Raw genomic sequence first — 20,052 nt, 5'->3', positions numbered from 1 at the left:
ATAGAGGCGGGTACCTCGGTAACGGGCAAGACGACCTCGGGCTCTGGCAAGGTGGCCGTGAACATCTCCGAGGGCACGGCGCCCTTCGATGTCTACGTGAACAGCGCAAAGGTCCTGCGGACATCCTCGCCCGCCTTCTCCGTTGATGCCTCCTATGGCGACGTGGTGGAGGTAAAAACAAGTGTGGCCTGCGAGGGCGTGCTCAGCAAGACCATGAACGGTATTGTTTCTGTGTCCCCCAACCCGACAGAGGGAGGGCTCTCCATAGCGCTGCCCGCACCACTCAAAAATGTTACGGTGTCCGTCTACAACGTTTATTCCCAGCTGGTCTCCTCGGGAAGCTATCCCGTGAGCGACGGCCGAGTGGGACTGGAGATAAACGGCGCGCCTGCTGGTATCTATTTTGCCTCCATAGAGATGGGGGACGGCAGACCAAAGGTTTTAAAAATAATCAAGAAATGATGAAAAAGACAACAAAAAGAAGAACAACCATGAAAAAGTATTTGTTTATTACGATGATCGGAATTTTAGTAACGGCCTGCGGCGGCGGCAGTGATGCCCCTGGGCCAGGCCCAGACCCAGGACCAGACCCGGGACCGACAGGCAACAATGCGCCAACGGTACCCGTGCTGTCGGCCCCCGAGAACAACCTGCTGTGCATAGACAACAACCTTGAGTTCAGCTGGTCGGCCTCGAGCGATGCGGAGGAGGATGCCATAAAGTATACCATTGAGGTGTCCCTGGATGCCGCCTTCACACAGATAACACACAGCGTCAACAACATAACCGCTACCAGCAGGACCATCCTTCTGGACAGGGACCAGGCCTATTACTGGCGGGTGAGGGCGAGCGACAGCAAGAATGCCTCGAGCGACTTTTCGTCGGCATTCCAGCTCTACACGGAAGGCTTTGGGGAGGAGAACCACCTGCCCTTCGCCCCTTCGCTGCAGAAGCCAGAAATGGACGGGACCGTACAGGGGACCTCGGCGTCACTGATGTGGGGTGCAACGGACGTGGACGGCGACAGCCTGACCTTCGATATCTATCTGGACACCGACCCGTCACCGACCACCAAGGTGGTGGCAGACCACCCGAGCAAGGATTATGTGGCCTCCTCACTGGCGGCCGCGACCACTTACTACTGGAAGGTCGTTGCAAAGGATGGCAAGGGGGGCATAACCATTGGACAGGTATGGAGCTTCACAACAAATTAGTATGAATCGTAAATGGTCTTCCTAACAAAAAAGATTGACAAATTTTTAATAAATTCAAGCCAGAGAATTAACTTCTCTGGTTTTTTGTTACAAGCTATCTTCTTCTTTAAAACTGCAAAAACAACCCCATATTATTATAAACTCTTTCTTAGTTTCTTATCAATGCCTCAATATCCTATTGTCTTTTTCTAAATTAAGCCTACCCTAACGTGTTCAAATTCAAAACTCCTTTTAGAATTATAGATATTTTCAGAATTGCATATCTGCATTAACAAGCCACTACTACCCCCTGTTTTCAGGGTGTGCTTTTTCACCAGAAAAGGTGTTTTCCTCACAATACTTTTGTCCCATCTTTGTAATGTAATTTTGAATGAATAAGTACTCATTTCTTACTTAGATAAGTTGCGTTATTAGAAAATCAATCACAACCTTTTTAAAAGAAAGGTTATGATCTGGGAATCGCACTAATTCTATTAAGTATTTAATCCACTAGTACTAGATATAAACATTTTTTCAAATCAACTACTTAAAATGGAAGAAAACAACAACAAAAAACCTAAAGAGGAAAAGAATATTTTAGATGATATACTAGCCAACGCTATCTCTTCTACTCAAAAATATAAAGAAATGAATGCAGGTCTCGAAACCAAAAAATGCAGTGGTTGTGGAGCAGCCAGACCTGATGATACAAATCTACAATATTGTGATTTCTGTGGGAACCAATTTTATTAAAATATAACATTACAAATATGTCTTTCAGTGAAACTCAAAACAGATGGAACGATTTTCTTAAAAAAATTGAAGATCGGTTTAAAGAAGTATTAGAAAAAACAGAAGCCGCGCTGCCTTTATTATTTGAAGCTACAGATTTTGAAACGATTACTTTTAGCAATGCATGGCAGGGAATTTATTCACAAGCGAGTGATCTAATTTATAAAATAAACGACACTTGGCAAGAAAAGGTTGGAGAAGCCTTTGAAAATACCGGAATAGGTTTCAATTCAAATCAATATATTCAAGAAAGGGACAAAGGATACCAGGTTACATTTGAGTTGGAACAAAGACTCAAATCATACGAGGTTAGAATTTTTGCTGATGCTGCAAAAAAGTTAGTTGAAAAAGTAAAAAACACATTATCCGACGACTTTTGCTGCACGCAATGTCAAGCAAAACTCCCTATAAAGGATAATTTTTTCAGATCCTATTACAGCACATGTGAATATTGTCAAACTGTAAACACTTTCGAACCAGGAATTAAGGCTCGAAACGTAGAACACTTTGCTATTCATGCCCTCGGAGAAGAAGCCGCTCTCGAACACTATCTTCAATATGAGCTTCTTAAATTTCAAAACTATCTGGAAGATCGAGAGGTAAATAGTAAAGACCAGTTGATCACACAGTATCGAAAATATATAGAAGCCTACTTGAAAAAAAGAATTGAAATCATACCCGATTATAGTGACCGATACGAAAAAGACTTAGAAGCAAAAATAGCTTTAGAGACCAATTATTGATAATTAAAAAAAGAAAAAATGTCAAACTCATTTAGTAATCAATTCCGTTCGGTTATCGAATGGCAAGATCCAAAACCAGAAACACTGTTTGAAAAATGGACCGAAAGCGGCGACGAGATAAAAAACGCTTCTAAACTTATTATCAATCCTGGGCAAGGATGTCTTTTTGTTTATGAAGGCAAAGTAGAAGGCGTTTTTGAAGAGGAAGGTCTTTACGATCTTAAGACCGAAAATATTCCTTTTTGGACAACAATTAAAAACGTTATGTATAAGTTTGAATCTGCTCATAAGGTAGGTATCTTCTTTTACAGAAAAGCAGACATGCAAAATATTCGTTGGGGCACCCCTTCTCCAATTACCTATAAAGATCCAGTTTATAATTTCCCAGTAGGATTAGGTGCTTATGGTAATTTTTCATTTAGGATCACTAAACCTGTAGATTTCTTTACCAATGTTATAGCAGGTGATGCTTATTACCCTGTTAAGGAGATACAAAAAGTCATACTTTCCAGAATTACGCAACCTATCAGTGATTTTTTAGCCAATGCGTCCTTCAGCTATACCGAAATTGATAAACATCGTAATGAAATTGCTTCATTTTCTAAAACATCTTGCACATCAATTTTTGATGAACTTGGATTTGAACTCCTCGACTTTAGAATAGAAGGCACGAGTTTTGACGAAGAAACCAAAACGAGAATAGGGAGGATTGCCGACATGAGTGCAGAAGCTCAAGCCATGAAAGAACTTGGAGTAAGCTACCAGGACTATCAGCAATTAGAAGCCCTTAAAAATATGGCCAAAAACGAAGGTGGCGGAAATATAGGTATGCAAATGGGAGCTGGATTAGGAATGGGACAAATGTTAGGGAATATGATGAATAATCAAAATGGTCAAAACCAAGAACAACAAGCTTCGCAGCAACAAAGTACACCTCCACAATCCTCTGCACAAAATGATGATCCCATGCAAAAACTAGAAAAACTCAAAAAAATGTTTGATGCTGGATTCATAGATGAACAAGAGTACAAGCAAAAGAAACAAGAAATATTATCGCAATTTTAAAAATAAATCTTAAAAATTTAACACCATGAGTACAACACATGAATTTTCAGATCACGACAAAACTGAACAAGGACAAAAAGCAATTGCTTTAGGTATTCAAATTAAAAATGGTATTGGTTCTGAAAACTATGATTATGTCAATCAAGAAGCTGCAGATTTTACCTGGCCAGATATAGATCAAGATAAAATTGGTTATATAGAACCTTGGCTATGTTATAAAAAGAATCCGGATGAAACCATGGGAGGTTGGGTAGATTTAAATGAATTTTCGAATGGTGTGGAAAGAAAACTCAATGCTTGTTTATTAAGACTAGGGTTTCCCGAAGAATTAGGTACCGAGTATAAAAAAGTCAAAGACATATTAAAAGAAATCAAGAATAGTGAGGATTTTGAAACTACTGCCAGGAAATATGGTTTTAAAAGTAATGAGCAATTTTCTATAAGAGACCATGTAGATTCAGCTAGTATTAAACTAAAAGAAGCAGAAACTAAAGCTTATGATGCATCAGATAATGAGCTAAAGAAAATAAATGCAAAGTTAGATGCTCAAATGAATGCCCATATAGAAGCTGCTACAGAAGGCGGACTATTAGATCCTATAAAAGGAATCGATATGGAAACCTGGGCTGCCGCCAATGCCAAGATTGCTGGAGGTATGGATTTGGAAGACGTCTTAAAAGTCGTTGGAACCGAAAAACCAATCTGGGACGAGGTGTCAGCTGAATGGAATGCAAGAATGTCTCAGGATACCACATTCGCTATATCTAAAGTATATGGAGATGCATTTATGGATTCTAATATCGGAAAGTTCGCAAACGGAGAAACCAACCAGAGTTCTGAATCAAGTGCTCCAAATGGTAATAGTCCTTTACAAAAAGTTATGGAAGACTTCGACTTTTATATAAAAGTTATGTGTCATCAAAATATGGGGGCTTCACAAGGAAAAGATGCTTCCTCTATTTTACAAGAATACGGACTTACAGTAACCGATTGGAGTTCTGTGGGAGCACACTGGGCTCCAAAAATGGCTACCGATACGCGTTTAGCTGTAGAAATGGGTGAGCTTATGGAAAAATATAATGCCGAATTCGCTACAGCGAAAGCTGGAGATGATATAGATTTCTAAAAAAAGACTACATGTTTGATGTTGATGGCTTGAACTAGTTGCTATTATATTTTAGGGTTAATATAATTAAGATGAAATCAAGCCATCTTTTAATAATGAAGTGATAAATCGAATTATTAAGTAATAAAAAATTGATTAAAGTCCTATTTAATAAAAACGTGTGATAAGTTCTATCCTGGTTTTATCACATGCTTATTAATATTTATCTTTAGCCAATTGGCTATTAGGAAAAGGAAGAATCGTTATACAGCATAGAAAAAGATGAAAGAAATCACAGAAGAACTATTCTCATATATTATTTATAGTGGACCAACTGGTACTCCCCCTCCTCGTGATTTAGATAAGATTAAATCATTTATTGATCAAGGAGCAGAACTTAATAAAATTGATTCTATATTTAAAAGAGACTTGTTAACTTGTGTTATCAGAAACACAAAAAGTAAAAGAGAACGCTTAGCCACGATTAAATTACTTGTAGATTCGGGCGCTAGAATAAACTTTAAAAATAAAATAGGCCCTTCTCCAATAAATAGCGCTTTGGATTGTTTAGATTATAGAGTAACAAAATTTTTATTAGAAAACGGTGCTATTATTTTACCGCAAAGGGATCTATATGCCAGCAAGATAATTGAAAAAGATAATATTAAATTTTTTGAATTATTATTAGAACATGGTTTAGATATAAATGCCCCCACATCTTATTCTTATATGGCAGGTGCTAATGATGATATAGAAATACCAGGTAATTCTCTATTAATAGATGCTGTTGTTCTTAATGCTATAAACATTGTTAAATGTTTGATAGAAAATAATGCCGATATACATTATTCTCATCCTTTTTCAGGGTCTGCTTTGGCCAGAGCTATATATTACAATAATACAGAAGCACTTGAACTCCTATTGGAAGCAGGAGGCAATCCAAATGAAATAATTTTTCCAGGTAATATTCCTGTATTACGTAATGCTATTTCTAGAGGGCATTTAGAATGTGTTAAGTTGCTTTTAAAATATGGAGCTAAAATTGAAGATGCCTATGTTAAAGAAGACTTGGAAAATCTTAATATTCCACGAGATGTAGCAAGGCAAATTGAAGAGCTACTTACCTGAAACATTTTAATTTACACAATTTTAATTGGTTTTCCCTAGAAACAAAAAAGCCTCACTAATATAGTGAAGCTTTTTGTGAGCCCTGAAGGATTCGAACCTTCGACCGCCTCCTTAGAAGGGAGGTGCTCTATCCAGCTGAGCTAAGAGCCCTAAAAGAAAACATTTTTGTTTTCTGGTGTGCAAATATAAAATTAACTATAAATCTAACCAAAAGAAATGTTCATAAATTTCATCAATAATTTATAATGCTTTAAAAACCTTAGTCCTAGATTTAATCATTCATTCATTTGGACTATATTTAATTTGATATGAAATAAAAAAACACCATTAAAATGGTGTTTTTTTATTGAATTTTTTATTGACTCAATTACCAAAACAAGGCGTATAAAACCGTTAGAATAATCAAGATTGCAAACGAACCAATATTAAACAATGGTGTTGTTTTAAATAATTCTTTGCTAAGTGGAATTCCTTTAGGATCATCTGCTCCTTTGTTTTGCATGTTACTTAATATTACTATAACCAACATAGACAACAAAGTGGTTATTCCCATTTGGTGCATCCAAGGTTCAAATACTGGAATTGGAAGAAATTTAAGTGCCAATGCAATTGGAATCGATAAAATAGCGCCCCAAATAGCTGCATTGTTCGTCGTTTTTTTCCAGAATAAACCTAAAAGGAATACTGCTAAAATACCAGGACTTACAATACCTGTATATTCTTGTATAAATTGGAATGCCTGATCGATACCTCCTAAAAGCGGTGCAACTATTACAGCAATTACTAAAGCAACAGCAGCAGAAATACGTCCAACATTTACAGTTGTTTTATCATCAGCATTTTTATTAATATACTGTTTGTATATATCCATGGTGAATATCGTTGATGTCGAATTTAGCATCGATGCTAAAGAAGACACAATAGCAGCGGCCAAAGCAGCAAAGGCAATACCTTTAAGTCCAGTTGGCAAGAACTGTAATAACCATGGGTAGGCTTTATCGGCTTGTTCTGTTGTAGGTACATTTAGCATTCCAGCTTCTCCTAAATTAGACATAATAGAAGGATCGTTTACCATAACGTAAGCCGCAATACCAGGTACTACAACTACTAATGGAATAACAAGTTTTAAGAATGCAGCTAATAAAATTCCTTTTTGAGATTCTTTTAAAGATTTAGCAGCTAAAGTTCTCTGTATAATGTATTGGTTGAACCCCCAGTAGTATATATTAGCGACCCATAAGCCACCAATTAACACCCATATACCAGGTAGATTAACGTAATTATCATTCGTCTCTTCTAATATCATATGGAATTTTTCTGGAGCTGCTTCTACAACTTTTGAGAAACCTGCCAAAACACCTTCTCCTCCAGATACCGTATTTAATGCTAAATATGTCGTGATTAAACCACCCAATACTAAAAACACAACTTGAATAACATCTGTCCAAGCCACAGCAGATAAACCACCATATAAAGAATAGGCAGCTGCAAATAATGCCAAACCAATAATAGCATACATCATATCAACCCCCATAATGGTTTCAATAGCCAGACCTCCTAAGTATAAAACTGAAGCCAGGTTTACAAAAATGTAGAGTGCCAACCAAAATACAGCAAGTATTGTTTTTAAGTTCGTAGAGAATCGTTTTTCAACAAATTCAGGAATCGTATATAGCCCTTTCTCAATAAAAATAGGCAAGAAATACTTACCGACAATAATTAGGGTTAAAGCGGCCATCCACTCATAAGAAGCAATTGCAAGTCCCAAAGCAAATCCAGAACCAGACATTCCTATAAATTGTTCTGCAGAAATATTTGCTGCAATTAATGATGTACCTATGGCCCACCATGGTAAAGATTTACTCGCTAAAAAGTAATCTTCGGCATTTTTTTGATGACCATCTTTATCTCTAGATACCCACAATCCTACGCCCAAAATTAAAATAGCATAAGCAATAAAGACTACATAGTCCCACATATCGAATCCTGCTGTCATAATAAAATAATTATTTAGTTTATAAATATAAGATTCAAATATAAAATTAAATTTTTAAAAAAATAGGACTTTGAAAAATAAAAAAGCAAACTAGTAGGGTCTAGTAGGTTTTTATAAAAAATAATGATACATTTGTAGCATTTATTATGATACAAATAAAGAAAGAAATAGGTATTCCAAAGTATAAGCAAATCATCAATTCAATTGAGAATGCTATACTTTGTGGTACTTTACAAAAAGGCGACCAAATCCCTTCTATTAATAGTATTAAAGATGCCCATAAGCTTTCAAGAGATACTGTTTTGATGGCTTTTAACGAGCTAAAAAACAGAGGCATTATTCAATCTGTAGTTGGAAAGGGGTATTATGTGGCTAGCGAGCACGTAAATGTTACGCAAAAGATATTCTTGCTTTTTGATGAATTGAATTCCTTTAAGGAGGATTTATATAATTCTTTTTTGGAAAATTTAGGTGGTAACATTCAAGTAGATACTTTTTTTCATCATTTCAACAAGAACTTTTTTAGCAAATTAATCAATGACAATGCTGGGGACTATAATTATTATGTGATTATGCCAGCAAACTTGACAAATACAAATAAGGACATAAAAAAGCTTCCAAAGGATAAGGTCTATATTTTAGATCAAGTACATGAAGACTTATTAGAATATTCTGCTATTTATCAGGATTTTGAAAAGGTAATTTTTAACAACCTTACCAAGGCATCACACCTAATCAAGAAATACAACAAAATAGTTTTAATTTTTTCTAAAAGCAAGCAACCTCAAGGGATGTTAAAAGGTTTTAAAAGATTTTGCAAAGAAAGTGAAATGCCTTTTGAGGTTATAAATTCGTTAACAAATAGAATTCTAGAAAAAGGCGAATTATACATTATGCCAGATGATAAAAATTTACTTCGAATCATAAAAAAAATGAAAAACAAGAACCTGTCATTAGTAAAAGATATTGGCGTTATCTCATACAACGACACCCTACTTAAAGAAATTGTTGAAGGTGGCATTACTACCATTTCAACAGATTTTAATATGATGGGGCAACGTTTAGCGGAAATGATATTAAACAAAGAACAAATCAAAATAGAAAACCCTAATAAGTTAATTATCAGGAATTCATTATAACAAACAAAATCAAAAAACAGTGTATAAAATTAATCATAACAAAGAACTAAATATTGTAGAAATTGAAAATTCTGAAAGTCAGGTATATGGAAAAATTCACCTTAATTCTGGAGCTAGCTTACAAGAATTGACATTAAACGGCCATGCTATCATAAAGGATTTATCGCCATTAACATATGCCAATACCTATGCCTCTTCGATCTTATTCCCTTTCGCTAACAGAATTAAAGATGGTGCTTATACTTTTAATGATAACGAGTTTCAATTTGAAACAAATCAAAAAGAAGAAAACAATGCATTACATGGATTGGTTTATAATAAAACATTTCAAATAATAGATCAGAAAACGAATCATGATACTGCATCTATTCTGTTAGAATATAATGAAACTGATCTATCTATCGGATTTCCATACACTTATACTATGCAGTTAGAATATGTTTTCACTTTAAGTAACTTAAATTTAAACGTATCTGTAAAAAATACAGATTCAAAAGCATTTCCTTTTACTTTAGGATGGCATCCTTACTTTTTAAGTGACAATTTATTTAATAGTTCACTTAATTTCAACAGTACTAAAAAAATAGTTTTAGGAGAAAGGAATATTACAACGGGAATTGAAGATTTCGAATTAAAGGAGGCTTTCAATATTGAAGACAAGCAGTTAGACGATTGCTGGGTTTTAGATTCAAATGAAGTTACATTCAACACTCCTAAATATCAATTAATAATTGGGTCTTCGGCTGAAAATAATTATCTTCAAGCCTACACGCCTCCTAAATCAAACACCATAGCTATTGAACCTACAACAGGTGTTTCAGACAGTTTTAACAATAATATTGGCTTAGAAGTTTTAGATGCCAATAATACCTATAACATTAACTGGAGCTTAAAAATAAAATAACAACATAAAACCGTATACTAAAATGAGTGAAATACTAATCAAGGATGTAAAGAAAACATTTATCGATACATTTAAAACCGAACCAATTCTTGTTTTTTCTCCAGGTCGAATCAATATTATTGGAGAACATACAGATTATAATGATGGGTTTGTATTCCCAGCTGCAGTAGACAAAGGTATTGCCGCTGCAATACAAAAAAGCGATACCAATGTATCTACAGCCTATGCTTTAGACAAAGATAGTCGTGTAGAATTTGAGTTGGATAAATTAAGGCCATTGGCTGAAGGTAGTTGGGAAAATTATGTATTTGGTGTCGTTGCCGAAATTCAAAATAGAAACAAAACGGTAGGCAATTTTAATATTGTATTTAAAGGTGATATTCCTGGAGGAGCAGGTATGTCGTCTTCTGCTGCATTAGAAAACAGTGTGGTTTTTGGTTTAAATGAATTATTTGATTTAGGGTTAACCAAACATGAAATGATTCTAATATCACAAAAAGCAGAACATAATTATGTAGGTGTAAAATGCGGTATTATGGATCAATATGCAAGTATGTTTGGTATCGAGGACAATGCCCTGCTTTTAGATTGTAGAACTGTAGAATCTAAACCCTATAAAATAGATTTTAAAGACCATCAACTTATGCTAATCAATACAAATGTTAAGCATAATTTATCTGACAGTGCTTATAATGACAGACGCTCTGCTTGTGAAAGTATCTCTGAATTACTTGGAATTAAAGCTTTGAGAGATGCTACAGAAGCAGATCTGGAAGCAATAAAAGATAAAGTAACACCCGAAAATTATCAAAAAGCATTGTATGTTATTCAAGAAAACAATCGTGCTGAAAAAGCTTCAAAAGCTATTGAGGATAATGATTTAAACACATTAGGAGCATTAATTTTTCAATCGCACGATGGCTTACAACATCAATACAAAGTGAGCTGTGAAGAATTAGATTTCCTGGTAGATCAGGCAAAAGCAAATGAGCATGTTTTAGGTGCTAGAATGATGGGTGGTGGCTTTGGTGGCTGCACCATTAACCTGGTAGCGAAAAATGAGGCGAAAGCTTTTGGAGAAGCTGCATCTATAGCCTATAAAAATAAATTTGACAAAGACTGTTCTGTTTACTATATAAAACTATCGGAAGGGACTCACCTAGTAAAATAATAAATTACAATTCATTTAAAATGAAAAATACAGATTTACAAGATTATTCACATAAACGTTTAAATATACTTACTGGCGAATGGGTTTTGGTATCACCACATCGTGCCAAACGTCCGTGGCAGGGTCAAAATGAAGCAGTTTCTAATGACCTTAGACCCGCTTACGACGAAACCTGCTATTTATGCGCAGGAAATACCAGAATTAATGGAGAAGTTAATCCAAAATATGAAGATGTATTTATTTTCACTAACGATTTTGCAGCCCTGCAAAAAGATTCTAAATCTTTTTCACTAGAAGACGGCTTGTTAGTTGCTGAAAGTGAAACTGGGATATGCAAAGTGGTTTGTTTTAGTCCAGATCACTCAAAAAGTTTGGCAGACATGGATGCTAAAGACATTCAAAAAGTTGTTTTTGCATGGCAAAAAGAATATAAGGAGTTATCTGAAAACCCCAATATTAATTACGTTCAAATATTTGAAAACAAAGGTGCTGTAATGGGTTGTAGCAATCCACACCCCCATGGACAAATTTGGAGTCAGTCCACACTTCCTAATGAAGTAGATAAGAAAAATACACAACAGCTAGCCTATTATAACAAAAATAAGCGTAGCCTTTTAGGTGATTATTTAGCTCAAGAACTAGAAAAGAAGGAACGTATTATTTTCGAAAATGATTCGTTTGTCGTTTTAATTCCTTTTTGGGCCGTTTGGCCGTTCGAAGCCATGATTGTTCCTAAAAAACAGCAATCAAATATTTTAGAACTGAACGGCAGTGAAGCTTTTGAATATGCTGAAGCAATCTCGGTATTGACTAAAGCATATGACAAGTTATTTAACACATCGTTCCCTTATTCTAGTGGGATTCATCAAGCGCCAACCGATGGAAACGAAAATAAACATTGGCATTGGCACATGAGCTTCTACCCGCCTCTATTAAGGAGTGCTACAGTAAAGAAATTTATGGTCGGCTATGAAATGTTCGGATCGCCACAGCGTGATATTACCGCAGAAATAGCAGCCAGAATGATTCGTGAGCTGATTTAGACATTCGTTCCTTAGAAAATACAAATTTTAACAAAAGCCTGATGAGATTTTAAAATCCGTCAGGTTTTTTGATTTATTTGGTATTACATGTTAATAATAAACAAAAATGACTGTTAAAGAATCTTAATGTACTACTTTCAATGATTAAAAAGGGTTTTATTTGAAAACAAACTATTAGCTACAAAAAAATGAAATACTTCATTTTTATCCTTTTGCCTTTTTCGATGTTTTCTCAAAACATCACTGGAAAAGTTTATGATCATGAAGCTACTGTTAAAGGTATCAAGGTTGTAAACCTTAGCAAAAATGCCCAAACAATCACTGGTGATGATGGTCATTTTACTATTAGTGCATCTATAAACGATACCTTATCATTCCATTCCTTATTTTATAATAAAAAAACCATAAAGCTTGAAACCTCTCATTTTAATAGTATTATGGTGGTAGAGTTGAAGAAAATTATAAACAGGCTCAATGAAGTACTCATACAAAAAAATAAATTTAACCCCGAGAATGAAAAAGCCCAGATAAAAGAACAAATAGTTAATGACTCTAAAGCGAACCCACATTTATATGACACATACTCTAATTATGGTCTGGACTTCGTTAGAGTAGCACAATTAATTGGTAAGCTTTTCAAAAAGAAAAAAAGAAAAAAGAATGCAGTGGTTCTTATATCACATAAAGCTTTTGACTCCTTATTTTCTAACCATAAACTCTTTAACGATGAGTTCCTTAATAAGGATTTAGAAATACCCAAAGACTACCAACAACTTTTCTTTGAATATTGCGAAGCTAAAAGTTTGAATAAAAAATTGCTCAAAAGCGAAAATGAAATTATACTTCTGGACAGTTTGATAACTTATAGCAACACATTTTTAAAAATACTCGAAGAATCTAAAAAAAATAAATGATATGAAGTATTTCAATTAAAATTAAGCAGTATCATACTAAATCCTAGCTTCAAAAGTTATATTTTTAGCCATCAAAATTTTACTTTTAATGAAACGCTACTTATATTTTATATTAACTATAGCTTTTTTAATGCTTTGGAGCTCTTGTCGTAAAGATTTTGAATTTTCTCCAAGTACTGGAAACCTTGAATTTTCAAAAGACACTGTTTATCTAGACACCGTTTTTACAAATATTGGCTCTAGTACTTACAACTTAAAAGTTTACAACCGAAGTAATGACGATATTTCTATACCTTCACTGAGATTAGCCTTGGGAGAAGCTTCCAATTATAGGTTAAATGTAGACGGTATGGCTGGTAAGGTTTTTGAAGATGTACAAATATTAGCCAAGGATAGCTTGTTTATTTTTGTTGAATCGACTATCGATATTAATAACTTTCCTAATCCCGACGGTAATTTTCTTTACAAAGATCAAATTGAGTTTGATACCGATGCCAATCTTCAAAAGGTAGAACTGGTCACTTTAGTACAAGACGCTGTATTTATATATCCTAATCGAGATAATACAACCAAGGTTATCGAAACATTGACACTAAATATTGCTGGCGAATTGGTCGAAACCGAATTGCAGGGTCGCGAATTATTGCCTACAGAGCTTACTTTTACAAATGAAAAACCTTATGTTATTTACGGATTTGCAACCGTGCCAAGTGGAGAAACCCTTACTGTAGAGGCTGGTGCCAGAATTCATTTTCATAATAATTCAGGAATCATCGTATCTAATAATGCATCATTACAGGTCAATGGTTCACTTAGCAACGATCAAGACCTATTAGAAAATGAAATTATATTTGAAGGTGACCGTTTAGAACCTAACTTCTCTGATGTTCCAGGACAATGGGGAACTATTTGGTTATTGGATGGTAGCATCAATAATTCGATACATTATGCTACTATTAAAAATGCCTCGGTTGGTATTTTATGTGACGGTAACCCCAATGCGGTTTCTGACAAACTCACCATAACCAATTCACAAATTTATAATTCTAGTAATTATGGTATTATTGGTCGAAATACTTCCATTGCTGGAGAAAATGTTGTTATTAACAACACGGGGCTGGTATCCTTTGCTGGAACTTTCGGTGGTAGATACAATTTTACACACAGTACACTTACAAACTACTGGAATAATGGGTTTAGGCAACTCCCTTCCGTATTACTCAACAATTTTGTAATAGACGAAGACGATAATGCTACGATCACAGATTTAACAGAAGCTAATTTTAACAATTGTATTATCTATGGAAATGATAATCCTGAAATTCAGCTTGAAGAAATTGAAGATGCTGCTGTGGTATTCAATTTTAAGTTTACAAATTGTTTAATTCGTTTTGAGGACAATAGCAATAATTTTACTGGTCCGAATTATGATTTAAATGATACCAATCACTATGAAGGGAATATATTTAACGAAGATCCTCATTTTAAAGATCCATCACAAAATCAATTAATTATCGGTGAGGAATCTGCTGCTATTAATCAAGGGCTTCCTGTTTTTGCTACACAAGTTCCTTTTGATATACTAAATGTGAACAGGTCAACTTCCCCAGACTTAGGAGCTTATCAACATGTTACGTTTCCTGACGAGGACTAGTACTTCTCAATAATATTTTACTATCAAGTTTTCTATAACGATTAAAAAGTAACTAAAATCCGCTATAAAATCAGTAGATGTCGTAAAATTGCCGTAAGGAAACCGTTATATAATTGGTGTTTTTAGAATATTTTTACAGCGAAAAATAAATTCTAAATTATGACAGAAATTGGCAATAAAATTAAAGAGGCAAGAAAAAGAAAAGCAATATCTCAAGAAGAATTAGCAGAATTGGCTCATGTTAATTTAAGAACAATTCAACGAATAGAAAATAATGAAAGTAATCCAAGAGCTAAAACGCTAAGGTTGATTTCTGACGCTTTAGATTTAGACATGTTAGAGATTGAGATTGTAGAAAGCCAAACAGATAAAAAACATTTGATTTTGCCTACAATATTCGTTTTAATAGTTATAATCAGCTCTTTCCTAGGTTGGTTTTCTTTTAAAGCTAATTCTGGATCTTCTCAATTACATGGAAGAGTTATAACCACAACTGGTTGGGATGGAAGCGTAAGTATAATTATCAACTATCATACAATAAGAATTCACAATTGGTTAGTAAGTATATGTTCTATTTCAATTGGGGGTATTTTGATATTGACACACTTAAAAATTATAAAAAAACACCTCAAGTTTATTATAGGGCAATTAATTGTCATCTTAATATATGTTCTTTTATATATTTATGTTAGTATGAATTATAATAGCATTAGTTTAAAATATGGATTATTTCTCGTATTATCTTCTACAATTGGACTAACAGTTTTATATAAAAAAATTAAAAATGAGAGAGCAAGCAATTAAACTTTTATAAGATACGCAGTTTTATGTTCTTAAAACAATAGTAGCAAATATTGCGTTAACGATTGCAGCGGCATCCTTTTTGAGGCACGAAAAAAGATATAGCGAAAAGCGTGTTAAAACGCCCAAAAACAAAAAACCCCGCATAAAAGCAGGATTTTTATCAATTTGAACTCGTTTCAGGTTCTCATTACATTTTATGTGATGCGCGAAATAAATTCAGCATAACACTACGCTACAAACAAAGGCTTATCTTTCATCATAGCATTTACTTTATTCTTGATGGCTTCTAAAACAGACTCATCCTCGAAATTAGCAATAACTTCATCGACCAATTCTACGATTGCCACCATATCATCTTCCTTTAATCCACGCGTCGTAACAGCAGAAACACCTAAGCGAATTCCAGATGTTACAAATGGTGATTTATCATCAAAAGGAACCATGTTTTTATTTACCGTAATATCTGCTTTAACTAAAGCTTGCTCAGCATCTTTACCAGACAAGTTTTTGTTACGCAAATCAATTAACATACAATGGTTATCGGTACCTCCAGAAATAATATTATATCCTTTAGAGACCAAAGCTTTAGCCATTGCTGCTGCATTGTTCTTTACCTGTAATTGATAATTTAAAAAATCATCTGTTAGCGCTTCTCCAAAAGCAATCGCTTTAGCTGCAATAATGTGCTCTAAAGGCCCTCCCTGATTTCCAGGAAAAACGGCAGAGTCTAATAACGACGACATTTTACGCAAGTTTCCATTCTTTAACGTAATTCCAAATGGGTTTTCAAAATCCTGTCCCATCATGATTATACCACCTCTTGGACCTCTTAAAGTCTTATGAGTTGTTGTTGTAACAATATGGCAATGTGGTAACGGGTCATTTAAAATACCTTTTGCTATTAATCCCGCAGGATGCGAAATATCAGCCATTAAAATTGCGCCAACACTATCAGCAATCACTCTAAAACGCTCAAAATCAATATCACGAGAATAAGCAGAAGCACCAGCTATAATTAATTTTGGTTGCTCTTTAGTCGCTATTTCCTGAATTTTATCATAATTTAAAACACCTGTCTCCTGCTCTACCCCATAAAATACAGGCTTGTAAAGTTTACCAGAAAAGTTTACTGGAGATCCATGTGTTAAATGCCCTCCGTGAGATAAATCAAAACCTAATATCTTATCTCCTGGTTTTAAACATGCATGGTATACTGCTGTATTAGCCTGACTACCAGAGTGCGGCTGTACATTTACATAAGCGGCGCCAAACAAGGCTTTCGCTCTATCAATAGCAATTTGCTCAACTTCATCAACAACTTCACAACCGCCATAATATCTTTTACCAGGATAGCCCTCAGCATATTTGTTTGTTAACACAGAGCCTGCAGCTTCCATAACTTGGTTACTTACAAAATTCTCTGATGCAATAAGCTCAATACCATGTAATTGGCGTTCTTTTTCTGCTTGAATAAGTTCAAAAATTTGTTCGTCGCGTTGCATAAAATTAAATTATCGTTAAATATTCGGCAAAAATAGGAAATAGAATAGTTAATAGCATCAAAAAAGGGTTATTTAAGATGAAGTTTTTAACCATTTTATTAACGGTTATATAAAATCTATATTTTTATTCATTTTTTCATTTAAAATAAAAAAAATGTGTAGGTTTGATAAGAATTTAATAAACTAAAACAGACTTTAAGTTATGCCATTATCAGCTAACAATCCAGATAGAACGTCGTGGTTGCACGTCGATAAAAATTCAGATTTTCCAATACAGAATATTCCTTTCGGAGTTTTTTTAACTCGAGATGATATTATTACCATAGGAACACGTATTGGAGATACGGCCATAGACCTTGGTGCTCTACATCAATTAGGCTATTTTAAAGGCATTCCTTTAACAGAAGATATTTTTCTTCAAGATACTTTAAACGATTTTATTGCTGACGGTAGAAAAACATGGCGTTTGGTACGTAATAGAATTGCAGAGGTTTTTGACTCTGAAAACACAGCACTTAAAAACAACAAAAAGCATAAAGAGATTGTATTATTTCGCTTAGATGAAATTGAAATGCAATTACCTGTACATATTGGAGATTATACAGATTTTTACTCAAGCAAAGAGCATGCTACTAATGTAGGAACCATGTTTAGAGATCCAGATAATGCCCTGTTACCAAATTGGTTGCATATTCCCGTTGGCTATCACGGTAGAAGTTCTTCCATCATTCCTTCAGGGATTCCCGTTTACAGACCGCAGGGCCAAACATTGCCTGGAGATGCTAAAGCACCTGTTTTCGGACCAAGTAAATTGGTCGATTTTGAGCTAGAAATGGCATTTATAACGACTGATGCTAACGATTTAGGAGAATCTATTCCTATTGAAGAAGCCGAAGAATATATTTTTGGACTCGTTATATTTAATGATTGGAGTGCCAGAGATATTCAAAAATGGGAATATGTTCCTTTAGGACCTTTCTTAGCTAAAAATTTTGCATCTTCTATCTCCCCTTGGATTGTAACACTTGATGCTCTAGAACCTTATCGTGTCGAGGGACCTAAACCCATAAAACCACAACTAGACTACCTTCAATATAAAGGAAAAAAGAGTTTTGATATTAATTTAGAAGTAGCCATACAACCCAAAGGAGCCAAAGAAACAGTTGTTAGTAAATCGAATTTTAAATATATGTACTGGAATATGGCACAACAATTAACGCACCATACCGTTAATGGCTGTCCTATAAATTCTGGTGACATGATGGGAAGCGGTACTATTTCTGGTCCTACCGAGGATAGCTATGGCTCTATGCTCGAACTAACCTGGAAAGGCGAAAAACCACTTAAAATGAAGGATGGTACAGAACGTAAGTTTATTAACGATCACGATACTGTTATCATGAGAGGTTTTTGTGAAAAGGATGGCACCCGTATTGGTTTCGGTGAAGTCTCTACAAAATTACTGCCTGTTTTTAACCCTAAAAAAAGCAAGTAATTTTTTAAATTAGAAGATAAAACTTACAAAAATACTCAAAATAACACATTTAATCGTATTTATTAGTGTTTCGTCTATAATTTTAATATTTTGGCATAACTATTGGACTTCTACCCCAAGTAACCCAAATATTTAACCCTATGAAAAAAATATTACTTTTAACCATAAGTCTTTTTGTACTCTTAGCCTGTGGCGGCAAAAAACAAGTGGAAGCTGCAGTCAATACTGGTAACTACGACCAGGCAATTACAACTGCTTTAAACAAGCTGAAAACCAATAAAAATAAAAAACGTAAATACGATTATGTTTTAATGTTGCAAGATGCTTACCATAAAGCAACTGAACGAGATTTAAGTTCTATAGATCATTTAAAAAAAGACAAAAATCCTGAGCTATACAAGGATATTTATGAAATTTATATGGATTTAGACGCACGTCAGGAAGCCATAAAACCTCTTTTACCATTGGCTGTAAACGGTAAAAATGTATCTTTTGAATTTAATGACTATAGTAACAACATTGTACAGTCGCGTGAGAATGTTTCTGACTATTTATACGAAAAAGGGATAGATTTATTGGAGCTAGAGGACAAATTGCAGATTAGAGAAGCTTATAATGTTTTAAGCTATATAGAATCTATAAATCCTAATTATGAGCAGACCAGGGATTTAATGAAAGAAGCTCATGAACGAGGAACTGCCTATGTAAGCGTGACAATACAAAATCGAACCAACCAGGTTATTCCCCGACGTTTAGAAGAAGATCTGCTTAACTTTGACACCTATGGGCTAAACCAATTCTGGACTGTATATCATGCACAACCTAACAAGCAAGTAGCTTATGACTATGCTATGCAATTACAATTAAAACAAATCAATGTTTCGCCAGAGCATATTAAAGAACGGGAATTTATAAGAGAAAAAGAAATTGTTGATGGCTGGAAATATCAATTAGATGGTAAAGGAAATGTTGTAAAAGATAGTCTGGGGAACGATATCAAGATTGATAAAATAGTTAAGGTAAAAGCACGCTATAACGAATTTACTCAAATAAAATCAACCCAAGTTATTGCAGATGTTGTGTATCTGGATATAAAAACAAAACAGTTGCTAGACACCTTCACTATTGATAGTGAGTTTATTTTTGAAAACCTTTTTGCTAGAGTTCGAGGTGATAAAAGAGCTTTAGAGTCTCAGGACATAAAAATACTAAACAACAGGAGAATCCCCTTCCCTAGTAATGAACAAATGGTTTATGATACTGGAGAAGACCTGAAATTAAAATTAAAAGATATTATTAGCTCATATAGAGTTAAGGTTTAAAGCATAGCATAGAGGCTGTTAGAAAGTATAAGGCATATTGAGCCTGTCAAAATATTTTTATCTTAATAAATAATCAATATCG

The 20,052-nt window shown here is 34.5% G+C and carries 18 protein-coding genes and 1 tRNA gene; 16 read left to right on the top strand and 3 right to left on the bottom strand.

The annotated features are described in order from the left end of the window. The 7 genes from HHX25_RS15075 to HHX25_RS15045 all read left to right on the top strand — a co-directional run. Positions 1-462, top strand: a 462-nt coding sequence (locus HHX25_RS15075) for a T9SS type A sorting domain-containing protein (RefSeq protein ID WP_169675207.1), incomplete at its 5' end; no start/stop codon positions are given. After that, on the top strand, positions 459-1,214 hold the full coding sequence (locus HHX25_RS15070; RefSeq protein WP_169673983.1) for a fibronectin type III domain-containing protein: 756 nt from the start codon (positions 459-461) through the stop codon (positions 1,212-1,214). The genes HHX25_RS15075 and HHX25_RS15070, both read left to right, overlap by 4 nt. A 531-nt stretch (positions 1,215-1,745) precedes the next feature. Next, positions 1,746-1,946 carry a hypothetical protein gene (locus HHX25_RS15065; protein WP_169675205.1) on the top strand — a complete coding sequence of 67 codons (201 nt, stop codon included), beginning with the start codon at positions 1,746-1,748 and terminating at the stop codon, positions 1,944-1,946. A gap of 17 nt (positions 1,947-1,963) precedes the next feature. Further along, positions 1,964-2,728 (top strand): hypothetical protein, encoded by a 765-nt coding sequence (locus HHX25_RS15060; RefSeq protein ID WP_169675203.1) that lies wholly within the window; start codon positions 1,964-1,966, stop codon positions 2,726-2,728. Positions 2,729-2,746: 18 nt separating this feature from the next. Next, on the top strand, positions 2,747-3,793 hold the full coding sequence (locus tag HHX25_RS15055; RefSeq protein WP_169675201.1) for an SPFH domain-containing protein: 1,047 nt from the start codon (positions 2,747-2,749) through the stop codon (positions 3,791-3,793). A gap of 25 nt (positions 3,794-3,818) precedes the next feature. Next, on the top strand, positions 3,819-4,919 hold the full coding sequence (locus tag HHX25_RS15050; RefSeq protein ID WP_169675199.1) for a DUF6620 family protein: 1,101 nt from the start codon (positions 3,819-3,821) through the stop codon (positions 4,917-4,919). Between the two features lie 261 nt (positions 4,920-5,180). Next, positions 5,181-6,026, top strand: a complete 846-nt coding sequence (locus HHX25_RS15045; protein ID WP_169675197.1) for an ankyrin repeat domain-containing protein — start codon at positions 5,181-5,183, stop codon at positions 6,024-6,026. A 76-nt stretch (positions 6,027-6,102) separates the two neighbouring features. Here HHX25_RS15045 and HHX25_RS15040 read toward each other — a convergent pair. Beyond that, positions 6,103-6,176, bottom strand: a tRNA-Arg gene (locus tag HHX25_RS15040). 217 nt (positions 6,177-6,393) lie between these two features. Next, positions 6,394-8,022 carry a sodium/sugar symporter gene (locus tag HHX25_RS15035; RefSeq protein ID WP_169675195.1) on the bottom strand — a complete coding sequence of 543 codons (1,629 nt, stop codon included), beginning with the start codon at positions 8,020-8,022 and terminating at the stop codon, positions 6,394-6,396. Positions 8,023-8,168: 146 nt separating this feature from the next. Between HHX25_RS15035 and HHX25_RS15030 the strand changes: the two genes are divergently transcribed. The 7 genes from HHX25_RS15030 to HHX25_RS15000 all read left to right on the top strand — a co-directional run bounded on the left by HHX25_RS15030 (position 8,169) and on the right by HHX25_RS15000 (position 15,651). Then, positions 8,169-9,161 carry a GntR family transcriptional regulator gene (locus tag HHX25_RS15030; RefSeq protein WP_169675193.1) on the top strand — a complete coding sequence of 331 codons (993 nt, stop codon included), beginning with the start codon at positions 8,169-8,171 and terminating at the stop codon, positions 9,159-9,161. Between the two features lie 19 nt (positions 9,162-9,180). Beyond that, a complete protein-coding gene (locus HHX25_RS15025) occupies positions 9,181-10,065 on the top strand; it encodes an aldose 1-epimerase (RefSeq protein WP_169675191.1) in 885 nt (294 codons plus the stop codon). A gap of 22 nt (positions 10,066-10,087) precedes the next feature. Continuing rightward, positions 10,088-11,236 (top strand): galactokinase, encoded by a 1,149-nt coding sequence (galK, locus tag HHX25_RS15020; RefSeq protein WP_169675190.1) that lies wholly within the window; start codon positions 10,088-10,090, stop codon positions 11,234-11,236. Between the two features lie 20 nt (positions 11,237-11,256). Then, complete coding sequence (locus tag HHX25_RS15015; RefSeq protein WP_169675188.1) at positions 11,257-12,279, top strand: UDP-glucose--hexose-1-phosphate uridylyltransferase; 1,023 nt, start codon at positions 11,257-11,259, stop codon at positions 12,277-12,279. Between the two features lie 188 nt (positions 12,280-12,467). Then, the gene (locus tag HHX25_RS15010; protein WP_169675186.1) at positions 12,468-13,193 is read left to right on the top strand and encodes a carboxypeptidase-like regulatory domain-containing protein; all 726 of its coding nucleotides are present in this window, start codon (positions 12,468-12,470) and stop codon (positions 13,191-13,193) included. An 88-nt stretch (positions 13,194-13,281) separates the two neighbouring features. Then, positions 13,282-14,847 carry a hypothetical protein gene (locus HHX25_RS15005; RefSeq protein WP_169675184.1) on the top strand — a complete coding sequence of 522 codons (1,566 nt, stop codon included), beginning with the start codon at positions 13,282-13,284 and terminating at the stop codon, positions 14,845-14,847. A 159-nt stretch (positions 14,848-15,006) separates the two neighbouring features. Continuing rightward, complete coding sequence (locus tag HHX25_RS15000) at positions 15,007-15,651, top strand: helix-turn-helix domain-containing protein (RefSeq protein ID WP_169675181.1); 645 nt, start codon at positions 15,007-15,009, stop codon at positions 15,649-15,651. 227 nt (positions 15,652-15,878) lie between these two features. On the opposite strand, the gene glyA is transcribed toward HHX25_RS15000, so the two are convergent. Further along, positions 15,879-17,153: a serine hydroxymethyltransferase gene (glyA, locus tag HHX25_RS14995; protein ID WP_169675179.1), complete on the bottom strand. Its 1,275-nt coding sequence runs from the start codon at positions 17,151-17,153 to the stop codon at positions 15,879-15,881. 202 nt (positions 17,154-17,355) lie between these two features. Here glyA and fahA point away from each other — a divergent pair, with 202 nt between their 5' ends. Beyond that, on the top strand, positions 17,356-18,648 hold the full coding sequence (gene fahA, locus HHX25_RS14990; protein ID WP_169675177.1) for a fumarylacetoacetase: 1,293 nt from the start codon (positions 17,356-17,358) through the stop codon (positions 18,646-18,648). Positions 18,649-18,788: 140 nt separating this feature from the next. Next, positions 18,789-19,970, top strand: coding sequence for a hypothetical protein (locus HHX25_RS14985; protein WP_169675175.1), 1,182 nt, complete (start codon positions 18,789-18,791; stop codon positions 19,968-19,970). Positions 19,971-20,052: the final 82 nt, after the last annotated feature.

This window comes from Flavivirga algicola (assembly GCF_012910715.1).
Taxonomy (GTDB): Bacteria; Bacteroidota; Bacteroidia; order Flavobacteriales; family Flavobacteriaceae; genus Flavivirga; species Flavivirga algicola.
This window is presented reverse-complemented; position numbering and strand designations above follow the sequence as displayed.